Genomic DNA, 16250 nt, shown 5'->3' with positions numbered 1-16250 from the left:
GGATCAGGCCGAGACGACCGGCTTGTCGTTCAGACGCTCGCCGGACTCGATGTCGAACGCGTGCACGTGGCCGGCGCTCGCGGCCAGGGTGACCGTCTCGCCCGCGTTCGGGTGGTTGCGACCGTCGACGCGCGCGACCAGGTCGGCGCGCTTGCCGTTGATCTCGGTGTGGCCGTAGAGGTATCCGTCGGCGCCGAGCTCCTCGACGAGGTCCACCATGACCGAGAGGCCACGGCCGTCGGCGGGGCCGACGACGATGTCCTCGGGGCGGACACCGACGGTCACCTGGCTGCCGTTGGCGCGGCCGACGGTGTCGCGGTCGAGCGGCACGACCTCGTCACCGAAGCGCACGCCACCCTCGGCGAGGTCGGCGGCGAACAGGTTCATCGCGGGCGAGCCGATGAAGCCGGCGACGAACACGTTGTTCGGCTTCTCGTACAGGTCGCGCGGGGTGCCGACCTGCTGCAGCAGACCGTCCTTGAGCACCGCGATGCGGTCACCCATGGTGAGGGCCTCGGTCTGGTCGTGGGTCACGTAGACGGTGGTGACGCCCAGGCGGCGCTGGAGCGACGCGATCTGGGTGCGGGTCTGCACGCGGAGCTTGGCGTCGAGGTTCGACAGCGGCTCGTCCATGAGGAACACCTGGGGCTGACGCACGATGGCGCGGCCCATGGCGACACGCTGACGCTGACCACCCGAGAGTGCCTTCGGCTTGCGGGTCAGGTACTCCTCGAGGTCGAGCAGCTTGGCGGCCTCGAGCACGCGGGCGGCGCGCTCTTCCTTGCCGACGCCGGCGATCTTCAGGGCGAAGCCCATGTTCTCGGCGACCGTCATGTGCGGGTACAGCGCGTAGTTCTGGAACACCATCGCGATGTCGCGGTCCTTCGGCGGCACGTCGGTGACGTCGCGGTCGCCGATGAGGATGCGGCCGGAGTTGACCTCTTCGAGGCCGGCCAGCATGCGCAGCGACGTGGACTTGCCACAGCCCGACGGGCCGACGAGAACGAGGAACTCACCGTCGGCGACCTCGAGGTTGAGCTTGTCCACAGCGGGGCGCGTGCCCCCGGGGTACAGACGCGTTGCGTTGTCGAATGTGACGGACGCCATGGTCTCTTCTCCTTCACCGGCAGGTACGTGCCGGACGATCCGTAGTGAATGAGCGGGGGGATGCCCGCGCGCCCGTCATCGGGCGTGCGTTCAGTATGCCACGTCTGGGTTTTTCCCAGGCACTCTGACTAGCATCGGACCAGCCGCGCACCCCGAGCGGCATCAGCCGGACACCCGGCCGCATTCTTTTAGAAGGTCTCCATGTCCAGCGACGAATCCTCGAACGCCCCCGCCCGGCGCGACGCCCGCGAAGCGGTGCGCGAAAAGGCGCAGCAGGTGCGGGCGCGGCAGGCGCGCATGAGGATCGTGCAGCGATCGCTGATGGCCGCGGTGGGCCTCGCGCTGATCGCCGTCATCTCCGTCTCCCTCGTGTGGGCCTTCTCGTCCGACGCGTCGAAGCCGCAGGCGGCGCCCGAGAACGTCACCGACAATGGATTCGCGATCTCGTCGGTGGCGGGAGCGATCGGCACGGCGCAGGTGCAGGACACCGATGCCGCGGCCGCAGAGGCCACGGCGCAGCCGGCCGAGCCCGCCGCCCCGGCAGCCACCCCCGGAGCGACCGCCCCGGCCGAGGGCGACGCCGCCGTCGACATCCGGGTCTACGTCGACTACCTGTCCGAGGGGTCGCGCACCTTCCAGATGGCCAACATGGCGCAGCTGGCCGCGTGGGTCGAAGACGGCTCTGCGAGCCTCACGTACCATCCGGTGGCGATGCTGAGCGCGAAGTCCAACGGCACCAAGTACTCCCTCCGCGCCGCCAGTGCAGCGGCGTGCGTGGCGACGCACTCGCAAGAGGCCTTCTTCTCCTACACCAACGAGCTGCTCTCCAAGCAGCCGGGCGTGGACGACGCCGGCATGTCCGATGAGGAGCTTGCCGACCTGGCTCAGGCATCGGGCGTGGACGCGCCGAAGGACGTGCGCGCGTGCATCGAAGAGGGGCGCTTCGCCTCGTGGGTGCGCGAAGCCACCGATGGTGCGCTGAAGCGCATTCCGGGCACCGACAACCTCGCCCTCACCGGCACGCCCACCGTGCTCGTCAACGGCGAGCCGTACGTCGGCGCACTCGACGACCCGGCGGAATTCGCCCAGTTCGTCATGACGCTCGCGAGTGACGCGTACTACCAGGGCTCGCCGTCTCCCGCGCCGGCGCCCACCCCGACGCCCACCCCGTAGGCCGGCAGCGGCACGTCGTCGGCGCGAGGATGCCGCGTCGTGACGCTCTAGACTTGTGTGGCCCATCGCTCCTCGCGGAGAAGGGCACCAGCCGGCTTGGCGCAATTGGTAGCGCACCGTACTTGTAATACGGGGGTTGCAGGTTCAAGTCCTGTAGCCGGCACCACACTCCACCTCCGGGCTGTTGGCAGAGCTGAGATGCAAGCGCCGGAGTTCTTCAGGTGCTTTGGGAGTGCTCTGCGAGATATGCCCTCATCCTTTGCAGAATCGATGCCCGAAACGGCCGCTGCTCGCTGCACGCAGCGGTGACAGGCCATCGACAGACTTGGTCGTGAAGTCGAGATGCGGCTGTTCAACCACAAGTCGTATACGGGTTGAAGATCCGCGTCGGCGAGCTTCATCTGTATGACCTCGGTGAAAACAAGCCGGTTCGCGTCGTCCACCGCGTTCACGTCAGCGCCCAGACTGATCAACTGCCGCAGTTACCGGCGCGGTGAGGCCGGCAATGCGTCGCAGCTCCGCAAGGTGGCCGCGTATTGCCCTATACGTTCGAGAGAGACAGCGAGAGCAGCAGCCGGCGGAAGGCAGAGGGTGGGAGTGCTTCGTAGGTTGGGCGCCAGGGTAGGACGCGACATCAAGGATTGCTGGGTGTGGCTGCCCTACCCGGTCAAGGTCAAATGCGTGATTGTCGGTGTATGCGTGATGTTCCTCGTGGTGATCAACATCGAGCTGATCTGGCCTCTGCTCGTGCTTCCGGCGATCATCGGCGTAGTCATCGCTGTGCGGAGAAAGCGCCACAACCGGAGCGGCTGATTCTCCATAGGCCACGGCAGACATCGGCCCACGGACAAGTCGCGCTACTTCGTGGCCACCCTGTGCTCGAGCGCTCCACAGAAGATGGCGACGATGCCCGCGACCAAGACGACGATCCCCGCGATCGTCATGGCCGTGTCTTGGGGGAGCGCAGTGCAGGCGATGGCGACGTCCTCGTTATCGCATGCGCGCCATGGCTGGAATACGAAAACCAGAGCGACGACGAATCCCAGTGAGGCTGCGATCACGCCCGCCGTGATCAGCCGTGCCGCCCCGCGCTCTGTCATGGTCACGAACGTAGCGCAGCCCTCCATCCGGCCGGGGTGCTTGAATGCCCCTCAACCGTGCGGTGGACGGCTGCCGCCGCCAGCTCGACCGCCCGCGGCAAAGACCTCTGCCACGCGCTCGAGCGAACCGGGAACAAGCGAGAAGTATGCCCACGTGCCCCGCTTGCTGCGGCTGAGAAAGCCCGCCGCGGTGAGGACCTTCAGATGGTGCGACACCGTGGGCTGGCTGAGCCCGAGGGGCTCGATGAGGTCGCAGACGCAGGCTTCGCCACCCTCGGATGCCGCGACGATCGACAGCAGCCGCAGTCGAGCCGGGTCGGCCAAGGCCTTCATCATGGTCGCCAGGCGCTCTGCCTCGGCTGCCGAGATCGGCTCACGCGACAGGGTGGCCGTGCAGCACGGAGCACTGACTTCTGATGCGTCGAGGGCGGTGGCCATGCATCGACACTAGCAAATATTGACAAGCATCGATATGTCGGTTAGGACTATATCGACTGTTGTCGATGCCCGGAGGTAACCCGTGACACTGCTGGACCTGGCGCCCCGTGCCGCGACGAGCGAGAGAGGGTTCTTCATCGTCGGGATGAAGTCCTACGGCCGTGCGCCGACGTTCCTGCTGGCCACCGGATATGAGCAGGTGCGCTCGGTCGTCGCGTGGCTCGCGGGCGACACCGCCGCCGCCACTCAGGTGAAGCTGGTGCTGCCTCCAACCGGCGTCTGCTCCACCGATCAGACCTCCGGCGGCGGCTGCTGCTCGTGACCCGTCCGTCAGAACAGACCCACGTCCGCCGGCATCTCACCGGCGTGCGCCGGCGTGTGCTGCAGATCGTAGCCGCGTGCGGACCGATCACCGTCGACGAGATCGCGGTGGAGTGGGCGGCGGCGCAGCCGTCGATGTCCGAGCGCCAGAAGGACGGGCTGCCCCGCATGGCGTCGCAGGTCGTGTGGCGGTTGGAGAACCTCGGGTGGATACGCCGTCACGGCGACGGGTACGTCGCCACGCCGGCGGGACGGTCCCTGGTCGACGGCGCCTGGTTTGAGAACTGTCACGATGGACGCATGTCGAATCAGGATGCCGCGTCGCGCGAGGTGCCACCCGCATGACCGCCGCGACGAGCACCTCCGCGACCGCTCCGTCGCCCACGCGTCGCCTGTCGAAGCTCGACCGGTGGCTGCCGCTGTGGATCGGTCTGGCCATGGTCGCCGGCCTGCTGCTCGGTCAGTTCGTGCCCGCCGTCTCGGATCTGCTGGTCACGCTCGAAGTGGGCGGGCTCTCCATCCCGATCGCGGTCGGGCTGCTGGTGATGATGTACCCGGTGCTCGCGAAGGTCCGCTACGACAAGATCGCCGCCGTCACCGGCGACAAGAAGCTGCTTGTCTCGTCGCTGGTGCTCAACTGGATCGCCGGTCCCGCGCTGATGTTCGCCCTCGCCTGGGTGTTCCTCCCGGACCTCCCCGAGTACCGGACGGGGCTCATCATCGTCGGCCTCGCGCGGTGCATCGCCATGGTCGTCATCTGGAACGACTTGGCCTGCGGCGACCGCGAGGCGGCCGCCGTGCTCGTGGCCATCAACTCGGTGTTCCAGGTCGTCGCGTTCTCGCTGCTCGGCTGGTTCTACCTGACGGTCCTGCCCGGCTGGCTGGGGCTGGATACGCAGGGGCTGGAGATCTCCGTCGGGCAGATCGCCCTGAACGTGCTGATCTTCCTCGGCATCCCCCTCGTCGCAGGATTCGCATCGCGCCTCATCGGCGAGCGCCGCAAGGGGCGGGAGTGGTACGAATGCACCTTCCTGCCGCGTGTGGGACCTTGGGCCCTGTACGGACTGCTGTTCACCATCGTGCTGCTGTTCGCCCTGCAGGGGGAGCAGGTGATCGCCCACCCCGGCGATGTCGCCCGCATCGCGCTGCCATTGCTGGTGTATTTCGCGGTCATGTGGTTCGCCGGGCTGTTCACCGGCAAGGCCCTGGGCCTCACCTACGCCCGCTCGTCCACCCTGGCGTTCACGGCGGCCGGCAACAACTTCGAGCTCGCCATCGCCGTTGCCATCGGCACGTTCGGCGCCGCCTCCGGCCAGGCCCTCGCCGGTGTCGTCGGCCCGCTGATCGAGGTCCCCGTGCTCGTCGGGCTGGTGTACGTCTCGCTGTGGGCGGCGCGCGCCTGGTTCCGCACCGACCCGGTGACCGGCGAACGGGTGACCCCGTGATCATCGTCGCCGACCACCTGACCTGACCGCTCTCTCTCACCGGGAATCACCATGACCACCCACACCACGCCGTCCGTCCTTTTCGTCTGCGTCCACAACGCCGGCCGATCCCAGATGGCAGCCGGGTTCCTCCGTGACATCGCCGGCGACCGCATCGAGGTGCGCTCCGCCGGGTCCATGCCCGCCGAGCAGATCAACCCGATCGCCGTCGAGGCGATGGCGGAGGTGGGCATCGACATCACCGCCGAAGAGCCCAAGGTGCTCACCACTGAGGCGGTGCAGGCATCCGACGTCGTCATCACGATGGGATGCGGGGATGCCTGCCCGATCTTTCCCGGCAAGCGCTACGAGGACTGGAAGCTCGAGGACCCCGCCGGCCAGGGCATCGAGTCGGTGCGTCCGATCCGCGACGAGATCCGCACGCGGATCGAGCAGCTGGTGAGCGAGCTGGTCTGAGCCCGCTGGGCGGCGTCACTCCTCGGTCGCGAGCAGAACCTCGACGGTGGTGAAGGTGTCCTCCGGTGGGGACCCGAACACGCGGATGTGTTGCCCGTCGGCGGTGACCACGTGCATCTCGAAGCGGTCTCCGTCGTGCAGACGCGGGGTACGCGGATCACGGGGCGGGTTGGCAGGCGCACGCGGAAGACCTGGAGGCGCTCGTGGCGGGCGGTGAGCCCGGAAGCTGGCTCGACCGCTGGCGAGAACTCAGCTCGGCATACTCAGCACTCGCCCGCGGGGAGAACGACGCAACGCCGTGAGCATCCGCAGGGCACCGACGCGCGAAATGTCGATCCCCCTGCTCATGATTCGACGTACAAGGGGTACGCCACGTCTTGGAGGTCAATCGATGAGCGTCGAGAAAGCACCCACGATCGAGGATGTCGCCACGGCAGCCCACGTGTCGCGATCGACAGTCTCGCGTGTGATCAATCACGATCCGCGGGTGAGTTTCGCGGTGTGGGAGGCGGTGACCCGCGCGATTCACGAGCTCGCTTACACCCCTGACCCGTCGGCCCAGGCGCTCGCGCGCAGGCGGGGCGCAGCGCCGGTTTCGGAGCCTGACGCGGGTCCCGCTGCCTGACGCGGACGTCAGGCCGACGTCGTGATCACGATGGGCTGCGGCGACGCCTGCCCCCCCCGTGGCGCCGGTCGCCGGCCGACATCGTCGCCCAGGTGCGGCAAGCCGCGGCAAGCTGACCCTGCGCGCACGCCCCTGCGTAGCGGGGCCGCTCCGGTGTCGCGAAAGGCGGGTTCCAGCCGCGGGCCGCCACCATTCGCGACACTCGAGCGATGTCGGCCCTGCCCGGCCCTCAGTCGGCCGTGGCGACACCGTCGGCGTGGGCGACCAGGGCGTCGAAGGCGGCATCCAGCTTCTCGTCGACACGCTGACGGTCGGGGTGCGCGTCGTAGAACGCCAGGATGCGGCGGGCGCCCTCGTCGAACGTGACCGTCGTGCGGAACTCGGGCGCCAGGCGCGTGACCTTCGCGGTGTCGAAGATCATCGAGTGCGCCTTGTCGCCCACGAGCGAGGGACCGACGTCGGGCAGCGCCGCGGCGATCGTGTCGCTGGCTACGTGCACAAAGCGCGGCTCGGAGACCCCCGCGGCATCCGCCAGCCAGCCGTAGATCTGGTTCCAGGTGGGGGCGTGAGTGCCGGTGATGGTGAAGGCGTCGCCGATCGCGGCCGGGTTGCCGAGCAAGCCCGTGAAGGCCACGGCGAAGTCGTCGGAGTGGGTGATCGTCCACAGGCTCGTGCCGTCGCCGTGGATCACGACCGGCTTGCCGGCGCGCATGCGGGCGATGTCGGTCCATCCGCCTGTCGTCGGGATCATCGTCTCGTCGTAGGTGTGCGACGGCCGCACGATCGTCACCGGAAGTGCCCGGTCGCGGTGGGCGCCGACCAGCAGGTCCTCGCAGGCGATCTTGTCGCGGGAGTACTGCCAGAACGGGTTGCGCAGCGGAGTCGACTCGGTGACCGGCAGGTAGCGCGGGGGCTTCTCGTAAGCGGATGCCGAGCTGATGTAGATGTACTGCCCGACGCGACCCTCGATCGCCGAGAGCACGGTCTCGACGTGCTCGGGGACGAACGAGAGGAAGTCCGCCACGACGTCGACGCCCCCGCCGACCGCGGCGCGCACCGCGTCGGCGTCACGCACGTCGCCGGTGATACGGCGAACCCCACCGGGAAGGTCGCGGTCGCGGTTGCCGCGGTTGAGGACGGAGACGTCATGGCCTGCGGCGACGGCAGCGCGCACGCACGCGGTGCTGATGGTGCCGGTGCCGCCGAGGAAGAGTACGCGCAGTGAGCTCATGGGACGACGATAGTCATCTGCGGCATCAGGTCACGGGGCTTGAAGCGGCGCCCGTGGTGTGTCTGAGGCTGCCCGCACCGGGCGCGCCCGCGCCCGCCGCTAGACTTCCTCGGTGCACGACGACGCCCCCCGCCTCCCTGTCTGGGTGGCGTTGACGGGTGCGGTGCTCATCGGCGTGATGACGGCCGTGCAGGCCAGGATCAACGGCCAGCTCGGCGTGCGGCTGGAAGACGGCCTCGTCGCGGCCCTGATCTCCTTCGGATCGGGCCTGCTCATCCTCACCGTCATCTCTGCCGCGCTGCCGGCCGGCCGCCGCGGGTTCGCGCGACTGGCATCGGGGGTGCGGGAGCGTCGCATCCCGTTCTGGATGCTGTGCGGCGGTGCGGCCGGCGCCCTCACCGTGGCCACTCAGGGGCTGGCCGTCGGGATCATCGGCGTCTCGCTTTTCACCGTCGGGGTCGTCGCCGGCCAGACGGTGAGCGCCCTCGTGCTCGATCGCGCCGGCTACGGACCCTCAGGCGTCGTCGCGGTCACCCCGGGTCGCGTGCTCGGGGGCGCGTTGGCGCTTGTCGCCGTGGCGATCGCACTGACAGGGCGCACCGTCGAGGTGCCGCTGTGGATGCTGCTGCTCCCGTTCGCCGCGGGTGTCGGCATCGCCTGGCAGCAAGCGACGAACGGACGACTGCGCCAGCGGGTGGGGACGCCGCTGACGGCGACGCTGGTGAACTTCATCGGCGGCAGCCTGTGCCTGGCGGTGCTTGCCGCCGTGAGCATCGCCGTCTCGGGGGCACCCGCCGCGCTGCCCACAGACCCGTGGCTGTATCTCGGCGGCGCGCTCGGGGTGGCGTACATCTTCCTCGGCGCGGCGCTCGTGGTGCACACCGGGGTTCTGCTGCTCGGACTCGCGTCGGTGGTGGGGCAGCTGTTCGCCTCCCTGGCGCTCGACGCGGCCTGGCCCGCTCCCGCCGGCCCGAGCCTTGCTGCATCGCTGACGATGATCGGCGTCGCCCTCGCCTCGGTCGTCGTCGCGGCGGTGCCGTGGCGCCGGCGCCGCGCGCGCTGACGCCGCTACGTGATCGGCTTCTTGGGTGCCGGCATCCGGCTGACGAACTTCTCGGCGTCGATCACCTTGTCACGCCCCTCGCGGGAGCGCTCCGGCCTCCCGCCGACGTAGAGCCATCCGAGCAGGCGCTCGTTCTTCTTCAGACCGTGCGCCTTCGCGACCGCCTTGGCGCGGGTGTAGTGGCCGGTGCGCCAGATGACGCCCCAGCCGGCTTCGTCGAGCAGCAGGCTGAGGGCGTGGGCGACGCCGGATGCCACGACCTGCTGTTCCCAGTGCGGCACCTTCTCGCTCTTGCGATAGCTGGCGACGACCGCGATCAGCAGGGGAGCGCGCAACGGCTTGGACGACGCGCCCTTCTCGCCGAGAGCCTTGTTGATCGCGCGCCCCAGCGTCAGCCGGTCGTCGCCGCGCAGCTCGATCAGCCGCCAGGGCTTCAGCTCGGAGTGGTCGGCGACGCGACCGGCCGCGCCGACGAGCTCGAGCAGCTCGTCGTGCGTGGGGGCGTCGTCGGTCACCTTCGACAGCGACCGGCGACGCCGCATCGCGTCGCGTGCGGTCACGCCTGCTGTTCCGGCGTGAACTGCAGCGCGAGCGAGTTCATGCAGTAGCGGTCGCCGGTGGGCGTGCCGAATCCGTCGGGGAACACGTGCCCCAGGTGCGAGCCGCAGTTGGCGCAGCGCACCTCGGTGCGCACCATCCCGTGGCTCGAGTCGTCGATCAGCTCGACCGCTTCGGGCCGCACCGACTCGTAGAAGCTCGGCCAGCCGCAGTGCGAGTCGAACTTGGTTCCGCTCTGGAACAGCTCCGCGCCGCACGCCGCACAGGCGTACAGCCCCGCCCGGCTCTCATCGAGTAGCTCACCTGTCCAGGGGCGTTCGGTCCCCGCCTGCCGCAGCACCGCGTACTGCTCCGGGCCCAGCTCCTCGCGCCACTCGTCTTCACTCTTGTTCACCGCGTACGTCATGTCTCTCCTTCGTCACTTCATTCAACCCGACGCAGGGCGGGAGTGTTCCGCTCGCGCAGAATGAAGAGATGACGAGTACTGCGGATGCCGCGTCCACGGCGCGCGAACGCTACGCGCGGTTCGCGCGCGACGAGGCGCCCGGCCGGTCCGAGGTGTACCGGGAGTGGGCCGCCGGGGTCGCCGGCGACCCCGACATGCAGCAGCTGCTCGCACGCATCGCGCCTGCCCGGCGCCAGCCGCCGCTCGTCTTCGCCGTCACGCGAATGCTCGGAGCGCCCGAAGCGGGGTACGCGACCTGGGCCGCGTGGACCCGCGCCCACGCCGACGCCGTGATCGCCGAGTGCGACCGGCGGAGCGTGCAGACCAATGAGCCGCTGCGGTGCGCGGCGCTGCTGCCGGCCCTCGCCCTGGTGCCCGGCCCGATCGCGCTGCTGGAGGTGGGCGCCAGCGCGGGGCTCTGCCTGTACCCCGATCGGTACGGCTACCGGTACCAGCGGGCCGACGGTGACGAGGTGGTGCTCGAGCCCGCCGACGGGCCATCACCGGTGACGCTCACGAGCGAACTGCGGGGTGACCGGATGCCGCCGCTGGCGCTCCCCGAGATCGTGTGGCGTGCCGGAATCGATCTGGAGCCCCTCGACCCGCGCGACCCCGACACCGAGCGCTGGCTCACCGGTCTGGTGTGGCCGGGGGAGACCGGCCGCGCCGAGCGCGTGCGTCGGGCGCTGCGCATCGCGGCATCCGACCCGCCCCTGCTGGTCGCCGGAGACGGGGCGGAGCAGATCGCGCAGGTCGCCGCCCTTGCACCGCCCGATGCCACGCTCGTCGTCACCACTCCCGGCGTGCTCGCGCTCATGCCCTGGCCGGTGCGTCACGCGACGATCGCCGCGGCCCGCGCCGCGGGGCGATGGGTGACCATCGACGCCCCCGCCCTGCACGAGGGATGGACGGCCCCGATCGACGTCGCCGAGTGGCCGGGCGGCTTCGCCGTGGCTCTCGACGGCGAGGTGGTCGCCGCGGCCGACCCGCTCGGCGGGTGGCTGGAGTGGCGCGCGGGCGATGCCGCGCCGCCGCGTTAGCGTGGAGGGGTGCCCCTGACTCCTCGCGACCGCGCGATTCTCGACTTCGAGGCGAACTGGTCACGTCACGGGCCGCGCAAAGAAGAGGCGATCCACACCCATCTGGGTCTGTCGCCGGCGCGGTACTACCAGCTGCTGGGGCGGCTGCTCGACACCACCGAGGCACTGGAGTACGACCCCATGCTGGTGTCGCGTCTGCGCCGCATCCGCGATGCCCGCGAGCAGGCGCGGCGAGCCCGCGTCGCGATGAGCCCGCGCGTGGCCAGGTAGCATTCCAGGGTGGCCAGAACGACCTACCCGAAGGATCGCTTCGACCAGCTTCCGGCCGGCAGCGGCCGCACCGGCGCGCACCGGGCCGAGAATCCGCACATGCGGGGCTGGGTCGTGCTGCTGTGGGCTGCGCTCGCCACGGTGGTGCTCGTCGCCGCGGGAATCTTCGCCACCCTCGTTCTCACCGGGCGAGTGACGCTGTCTCCCGCACCCGAGCCGACGGTGGCCGCGCCCACGGTGGTGGCACCCGAGCTCGACACGACCTATGACGTGCTGGTGCTCAACGCCACACCAGAGACGGGCCTTGCCGCCCGTACGCGAGACGACATCATCGCCGCGGGATGGTCGGCGGACCTCGTGATCGCCGGTGATGCCGGATCCGAGGATTTCCCCACGACGACCGTGTACTACCCCCTCCCGTCGGACGAGCCGGCGGCGCTCGCCCTCGCCGAGGTGATCGGCGGTGCAGAGGTGGTGCAGAGCGACGTGTACCAGCCCGTCGACGCCCCGGACTCGCGGCAGCTGGCGGTCGTGCTGGGCCTGGATCGCGTCGCAGCCGGAGAGTCCACGCCCACGCCGTAGGCTGCGCGCGCCCGCTCACGCCCGTTGTCCGCCCCTGTTGGGGCGCCGTGTTTCGCGCGTGTGAAGACTTCGATGCGCCTGCGTCAAAAGTCCGCTGATCAGGGTGGACGGGTGAATCCTGCTGGATACGCTTTCGTCGTTCCACCAGCAACAGGAGATCCGCATGGCACAGGGCACCGTCAAATGGTTCAACGCCGAAAAGGGCTTCGGGTTCATCACCCAAGCCGACGGCGAGGACGTCTTCGTCCATTACTCGAGCATCGAGATGAGCGGGTTCCGCGTGCTGGAAGAGGGCCAGCAGGTGGAGTTCACCCTCGGCACCGGCCAGAAGGGCCCACAGGCGGAGGCCGTGCGCCCGCTCTGAGCGAGCGGTGGATGCCGGCGGCGCGACCGCGACGGCATCCACCGAACCACGTGTCGATGTGTGTCGGCGCGCCCGGCGTGGCTTGCACTCCCCAGGGGCGAGTGCCAGAATGGCTTAGCACTCACTCCTGTTGAGTGCTAAAGACATTCCGACGTCCGGGAGGGACGAACACACACATGGCAAAGATCATCGCTTTCGACGAAGAGGCTCGACGCGGCCTCGAGCGCGGCCTGAACATCCTCGCCGACGCCGTCAAGGTGACGCTCGGCCCGCGCGGTCGCAACGTCGTGCTCGAAAAGAAGTGGGGCGCCCCCACCATCACGAACGACGGCGTCTCGATCGCCAAGGAGATCGAGCTGGACGACCCGTTCGAGAAGATCGGCGCGGAGCTGGTGAAGGAGGTCGCCAAGAAGACCGACGACGTCGCCGGTGACGGCACCACCACCGCTACCGTTCTGGCTCAGGCGCTCGTTCGCGAAGGCCTGCGCAACGTCGCTGCCGGCGCCGACCCGATCTCGCTCAAGCGCGGCATCGAGAAGGCTGTCGAGGCCATCACCGCCGAGCTGCTGTCGTCGGCCAAGGAGGTCGAGTCCAAGGAGCAGATCGCTGCCACCGCGTCGATCTCGGCCGCTGACGCCTCCATCGGCGAGCTCATCGCCGAGGCGATCGACAAGGTCGGCAAGGAGGGCGTGGTCACCGTTGAGGAGTCCAACACCTTCGGCACCGAGCTCGAGCTCACCGAGGGCATGCGCTTCGACAAGGGTTACATCAACCCGTACTTCGTCACGGACCCGGAGCGCCAGGAAGCGGTCTTCGAGGACCCGTACATCCTCATCGCGAACCAGAAGATCTCGAACATCAAGGACCTTCTGCCCATCGTCGACAAGGTGATCCAGGAGGGCAAGGAGCTCCTCATCATCGCCGAGGACGTCGAGGGCGAAGCTCTCGCGACGCTGGTGCTCAACAAGATCCGCGGCATCTTCAAGTCGGTTGCCGTCAAGGCTCCGGGCTTCGGCGACCGTCGCAAGGCGCAGCTGCAGGACATCGCGATCCTCACCGGCGGCCAGGTCATCACCGAAGAGGTGGGCCTCAAGCTCGAGAACGCCACGACCGACCTGCTCGGCCGTGCGCGCAAGGTCATCATCACCAAGGACGAGACGACCATCGTCGAGGGTGCGGGCGACTCGGCTCAGATCGAGGGTCGCGTGACCCAGATCCGTCGCGAGATCGAGAACACCGACAGCGACTACGACCGCGAGAAGCTCCAGGAGCGTCTCGCCAAGCTCGCCGGCGGCGTTGCCGTCATCAAGGCGGGTGCGGCGACCGAGGTCGAGCTGAAGGAGCGCAAGCACCGCATCGAGGACGCCGTTCGCAACGCGAAGGCCGCCGTCGAAGAGGGCGTCGTCGCCGGTGGTGGCGTCGCGCTCATCCAGGCCGGCAAGAAGGCGCTCGACGCCCTCGAGCTGACCGGTGACGAGGCGACCGGTGCGAACATCGTTCGCGTCGCGATCCAGGCGCCGCTCAAGCAGATCGCCCTCAACGCGGGCATGGAGCCCGGCGTCGTGGCGAACAAGGTCGCCGAGCTGCCGCTCGGCCACGGCCTGAACGCCGCGACCGGCGAGTACGGTGACCTGTTCGCACAGGGCATCATCGACCCGGCCAAGGTGACCCGCTCGGCTCTGCAGAACGCGGCATCCATCGCCGGTCTGTTCCTCACGACCGAGGCCGTCGTCGCCGACAAGCCCGAGAAGAACTCGGCTCCGGCCGGCGACCCCACGGGTGGCATGGACTTCTGATCTGATCAGAACCCGATGAACGAAGGGCCCCTCCTCGCGGAGGGGCCCTTCGCCGTTTCCGGCGGGGGTTACCGGAACAGTCCCGCCGTGGCCGCCTCGGTCTGCGCATACTGCTGCCCGGCGGTGGCGAGGGCGGCGCTGATGTCGGCGAGCGAGGTCTCGACCTCGCGCTGAGTGGCGCGCCAGCGATCGATGACCGACTGGAAGCCGAGGGCGGCGCTGCCGGTCCATGAGGACTGCAGCGCGGTCAGCTGCGCCAGCATGGCTGAGGTTTCGCCGGCCAGGCGGTCGGCGGTGCCGCGCACGGCGGCGGTGGCGGTGAGGACGGCGTCGCTGTCGACGGAGAAGACGGCCATGGGTGCTCCCTTCACGAGCGTTGCGCGCCACGTTAGGGCGCGCGCGTCTCGGGCTGGCCGCTCCCGCATCCGTATCGGGATGGATCCCGCGAGTGGTGCGCTGGGGAGGGGGAGGTGAGCTCTCAGTTCTCGGCGGTCGCTCGGCCGGGGGCGGGTGCGACCTTCGGCATGGGCTGCGTCTCGATCGCGAGGTGCTCGGCGGGCGTGGGGGAGTTGGAGGCCAGGGGGAACGCCACCCGGAACGTCGCTCCGCCGCCGGGGGTGTCGCCGACCTCGATCGTGCCGTGCAGCGACTCGACGATCGCCGCGACGATCGACAGGCCCAGACCCGACCCGCCGGTCTCGCGCGTGCGAGACGTGTCGGCCCGCCAGAACCGCTGGAAGATCTTGTCGCGGATCTGCGGCGGCACGCCCTCGCCGTGGTCGCTCACGGCGATCCACCCCGTGCGCGCCTCGCGGTCCACGCCGACGGTCAGCTCGATCGGCGAGTCCTCGGGACTGTACCGGCGCGCGTTGCCCAGCAGGTTCGCGACCACCTGCCGGATGCCGTTCTCGTCACCGAGCACGATGGGCGCGAGCGGAGTGGTCGCGGCCGGCTCCGACACCCGCGCGCTCGCCTGCGCCTCCGGAGTCGGAGCGGGCTGCTTCGGCCGGCGACGCAGCAGCGACAGGGTCGCGCCGGCGAGGCCTGCCGCGGGAGCGTGCGGGGCGCGCTTGCGCCCGGTGTGGGTATCGGCGTGCTCCGCGGGGGAGTCCGGCGCGGGATGCGGCCCCGGGCCTGGCGCGGCCGTGGTGTCCGACGCCGTCACGGCGCGCTGCGGCGCCGCGGCGCGGGCGTCGAGGGCGGCGTCGCGCGCGATGGGGCGCAGGTCCACCGGGGCCAGGGTCACGCCGCGGCGCTCGTCGAGTCGGGCGAGGGCAAGAAGGTCCTCGACGAGCACCCCCATGCGGATCGCCTCCTTCTCGATGCGATCCATCGACTGGGCGACCTGCTCCTCGCCCGAGATGGCGCCCATGCGGTAGAGCTCGGCGTAGCCGCGGACTGTGACCAGCGGCGTCCGCAGCTCGTGGCTGGCGTCGCCGATGAAGCGGCGCATCTGGCGCACCGTGGCATCCCGTTCGGACAGGGCGCCGTCGATGCGTCCGAGCATCGCGTTGATCGCCGTCTTCAGTCGGCCCACCTCGGTCGTGGCCGGTTCGATGTCGGTCATGCGCAGGCTGAAATCACCCGCGGCGATGGCGTCGGCCGTCGCTTCGACCTGACCGAGGCTGCGGAAGGTGAGGGTGACGATCCACCGCACGAGAAACGCGCTGGCGATCACGGTGATGAGCGCCAAGAAGCTGTAGATGCCGAGGAACGCGGCCAGGAAGCGCTCGTTGGGAGCGGTCGGCAGGGCGACCAGCTGCGTGTAGAAGATGCCCACCGGGGTGTCTTCGACCCCCACCGCCGCCCGGTAGCTGGCTCCGCCCTGGCTGTTGCGCAGATCGAACACCGTTCCGGTGCCGTAGATCGTCGCCTGGGCGAGGGTGAAGGTCTCGGGGAAGATCGGCGGGGGTTCGTCGTTGCCGCCGCCGCTGGTGATGAAGCGGCCGTCGGGACCATACACGGCGACGAAGTACGCCGTGGCATCCGACTTCACCGCGAAGTCGTCACCGTCCTCGGTGACCGTGCCGGTGAAGACGCTGCTGACGGCATCGGTCTCGGCCAGCTGCTGCACCTGGGAGTCGAGGTTGGTCGCCAGGGTGTTGCGGAGGAACCCGAGCGTGCCCACACCCGCGGCGACGAGTCCGATCGCCAGCACCGCGACGGTGACCCCGGTGACCTTCGCGCGCAGGCTGACGCCGCGCCACCAGTCGGTCAACGCGTCGGTCCTGCCTGC

At 69.5% G+C, this 16250-nt stretch carries 20 protein-coding genes, 1 tRNA gene and 1 pseudogene; 14 read left to right on the top strand and 8 right to left on the bottom strand.

Annotated elements, in window-relative coordinates; genetic code table 11:
- Nucleotides 1-3: 3 nt before the first annotated feature.
- Nucleotides 4-1107, bottom strand: a complete 1104-nt coding sequence (locus tag QNO21_RS10435; protein WP_257517879.1) for an ABC transporter ATP-binding protein — start codon at nucleotides 1105-1107, stop codon at nucleotides 4-6.
- Between the two features lie 201 nt (nucleotides 1108-1308).
- Between QNO21_RS10435 and QNO21_RS10430 the strand changes: the two genes are divergently transcribed.
- From QNO21_RS10430 to QNO21_RS10420, 3 genes are all read left to right on the top strand, one after another.
- A complete protein-coding gene (locus tag QNO21_RS10430; protein WP_257516062.1) occupies nucleotides 1309-2280 on the top strand; it encodes a DsbA family protein in 972 nt (323 codons plus the stop codon).
- Between the two features lie 90 nt (nucleotides 2281-2370).
- Nucleotides 2371-2446: transfer RNA gene (locus tag QNO21_RS10425), tRNA-Thr, on the top strand.
- Between the two features lie 482 nt (nucleotides 2447-2928).
- On the top strand, nucleotides 2929-3093 hold the full coding sequence (locus QNO21_RS10420) for a hypothetical protein (RefSeq protein ID WP_257517878.1): 165 nt from the start codon (nucleotides 2929-2931) through the stop codon (nucleotides 3091-3093).
- 44 nt (nucleotides 3094-3137) lie between these two features.
- Here the strand turns inward: QNO21_RS10420 and QNO21_RS10415 are convergent, their stop codons facing one another.
- Together QNO21_RS10415 and QNO21_RS10410 are read right to left on the bottom strand one after the other, a co-directional pair.
- Nucleotides 3138-3386 carry a hypothetical protein gene (locus tag QNO21_RS10415; RefSeq protein ID WP_285178392.1) on the bottom strand — a complete coding sequence of 83 codons (249 nt, stop codon included), beginning with the start codon at nucleotides 3384-3386 and terminating at the stop codon, nucleotides 3138-3140.
- A gap of 45 nt (nucleotides 3387-3431) precedes the next feature.
- Nucleotides 3432-3818, bottom strand: coding sequence for an ArsR/SmtB family transcription factor (locus tag QNO21_RS10410; protein ID WP_257517876.1), 387 nt, complete (start codon nucleotides 3816-3818; stop codon nucleotides 3432-3434).
- 121 nt (nucleotides 3819-3939) lie between these two features.
- Between QNO21_RS10410 and QNO21_RS10405 the strand changes: the two are divergent.
- From QNO21_RS10405 to QNO21_RS10385, 5 genes and pseudogenes are all read left to right on the top strand, one after another.
- Nucleotides 3940-4140 (top strand): annotated as a pseudogene (locus tag QNO21_RS10405) (flavoprotein); the annotation flags it as partial.
- Nucleotides 4137-4484, top strand: coding sequence for an eS19 family ribosomal protein (locus QNO21_RS10400; protein WP_257517875.1), 348 nt, complete (start codon nucleotides 4137-4139; stop codon nucleotides 4482-4484). The pseudogene QNO21_RS10405 and the gene QNO21_RS10400, both read left to right, overlap by 4 nt.
- Nucleotides 4481-5584, top strand: a complete 1104-nt coding sequence (arsB, locus tag QNO21_RS10395; RefSeq protein ID WP_257517874.1) for an ACR3 family arsenite efflux transporter — start codon at nucleotides 4481-4483, stop codon at nucleotides 5582-5584. The genes QNO21_RS10400 and arsB overlap by 4 nt, the downstream gene beginning before the upstream one ends.
- A 51-nt stretch (nucleotides 5585-5635) precedes the next feature.
- The gene (locus QNO21_RS10390; RefSeq protein ID WP_257517873.1) at nucleotides 5636-6040 is read left to right on the top strand and encodes an arsenate reductase ArsC; all 405 of its coding nucleotides are present in this window, start codon (nucleotides 5636-5638) and stop codon (nucleotides 6038-6040) included.
- A 328-nt stretch (nucleotides 6041-6368) separates the two neighbouring features.
- Nucleotides 6369-6665 carry a LacI family DNA-binding transcriptional regulator gene (locus QNO21_RS10385; RefSeq protein WP_306813219.1) on the top strand — a complete coding sequence of 99 codons (297 nt, stop codon included), beginning with the start codon at nucleotides 6369-6371 and terminating at the stop codon, nucleotides 6663-6665.
- Between the two features lie 229 nt (nucleotides 6666-6894).
- Here QNO21_RS10385 and QNO21_RS10380 read toward each other — a convergent pair whose 3' ends face one another.
- Entirely contained in the window at nucleotides 6895-7896 is a 1002-nt protein-coding gene (locus QNO21_RS10380) for an SDR family oxidoreductase (protein WP_257517872.1), read from the bottom strand.
- Nucleotides 7897-8074: 178 nt separating this feature from the next.
- On the opposite strand from QNO21_RS10380, the gene QNO21_RS10375 reads away from it, so the two are divergent.
- Entirely contained in the window at nucleotides 8075-8959 is an 885-nt protein-coding gene (locus QNO21_RS10375; RefSeq protein WP_374211400.1) for a DMT family transporter, read from the top strand.
- 5 nt (nucleotides 8960-8964) lie between these two features.
- Here the strand turns inward: QNO21_RS10375 and QNO21_RS10370 are convergent, their stop codons facing one another.
- Both QNO21_RS10370 and msrB read right to left on the bottom strand, forming a co-directional pair.
- Nucleotides 8965-9501 (bottom strand): nitroreductase family protein, encoded by a 537-nt coding sequence (locus QNO21_RS10370; protein WP_257518379.1) that lies wholly within the window; start codon nucleotides 9499-9501, stop codon nucleotides 8965-8967.
- A gap of 14 nt (nucleotides 9502-9515) precedes the next feature.
- Nucleotides 9516-9923: a peptide-methionine (R)-S-oxide reductase MsrB gene (msrB, locus tag QNO21_RS10365; protein WP_257517870.1), complete on the bottom strand. Its 408-nt coding sequence runs from the start codon at nucleotides 9921-9923 to the stop codon at nucleotides 9516-9518.
- A gap of 68 nt (nucleotides 9924-9991) precedes the next feature.
- Here msrB and QNO21_RS10360 point away from each other — a divergent pair, with 68 nt between their 5' ends.
- The 5 genes from QNO21_RS10360 to groL all read left to right on the top strand — a co-directional run bounded on the left by QNO21_RS10360 (nucleotide 9992) and on the right by groL (nucleotide 14014).
- Nucleotides 9992-11002, top strand: a complete 1011-nt coding sequence (locus QNO21_RS10360) for a DUF2332 domain-containing protein (protein WP_257517869.1) — start codon at nucleotides 9992-9994, stop codon at nucleotides 11000-11002.
- Between the two features lie 9 nt (nucleotides 11003-11011).
- Nucleotides 11012-11272 carry a DUF3263 domain-containing protein gene (locus tag QNO21_RS10355; protein WP_257517337.1) on the top strand — a complete coding sequence of 87 codons (261 nt, stop codon included), beginning with the start codon at nucleotides 11012-11014 and terminating at the stop codon, nucleotides 11270-11272.
- Nucleotides 11273-11281: 9 nt separating this feature from the next.
- The gene (locus tag QNO21_RS10350) at nucleotides 11282-11854 is read left to right on the top strand and encodes a LytR C-terminal domain-containing protein (RefSeq protein ID WP_257517868.1); all 573 of its coding nucleotides are present in this window, start codon (nucleotides 11282-11284) and stop codon (nucleotides 11852-11854) included.
- A 163-nt stretch (nucleotides 11855-12017) separates the two neighbouring features.
- Nucleotides 12018-12218 (top strand): cold-shock protein, encoded by a 201-nt coding sequence (locus QNO21_RS10345; RefSeq protein WP_257495561.1) that lies wholly within the window; start codon nucleotides 12018-12020, stop codon nucleotides 12216-12218.
- A 176-nt stretch (nucleotides 12219-12394) separates the two neighbouring features.
- Nucleotides 12395-14014 carry a chaperonin GroEL gene (gene groL, locus QNO21_RS10340; protein WP_257495562.1) on the top strand — a complete coding sequence of 540 codons (1620 nt, stop codon included), beginning with the start codon at nucleotides 12395-12397 and terminating at the stop codon, nucleotides 14012-14014.
- A gap of 68 nt (nucleotides 14015-14082) precedes the next feature.
- On the opposite strand, the gene QNO21_RS10335 is transcribed toward groL, so the two are convergent.
- Both QNO21_RS10335 and QNO21_RS10330 read right to left on the bottom strand, forming a co-directional pair.
- Complete coding sequence (locus QNO21_RS10335) at nucleotides 14083-14370, bottom strand: WXG100 family type VII secretion target (protein ID WP_257495563.1); 288 nt, start codon at nucleotides 14368-14370, stop codon at nucleotides 14083-14085.
- A 122-nt stretch (nucleotides 14371-14492) separates the two neighbouring features.
- Nucleotides 14493-16232, bottom strand: a complete 1740-nt coding sequence (locus tag QNO21_RS10330; protein ID WP_285178391.1) for a sensor histidine kinase — start codon at nucleotides 16230-16232, stop codon at nucleotides 14493-14495.
- Between the last annotated feature and the right edge of the window lie 18 nt (nucleotides 16233-16250).

It is taken from the genome of Microbacterium sp. zg-Y818 (assembly GCF_030246905.1).
Lineage (GTDB): Bacteria > Actinomycetota > Actinomycetes > Actinomycetales > Microbacteriaceae > Microbacterium.
Note: the sequence above shows the minus strand (reverse complement) of the source record. Positions and strands in the feature narration are given on the sequence as shown.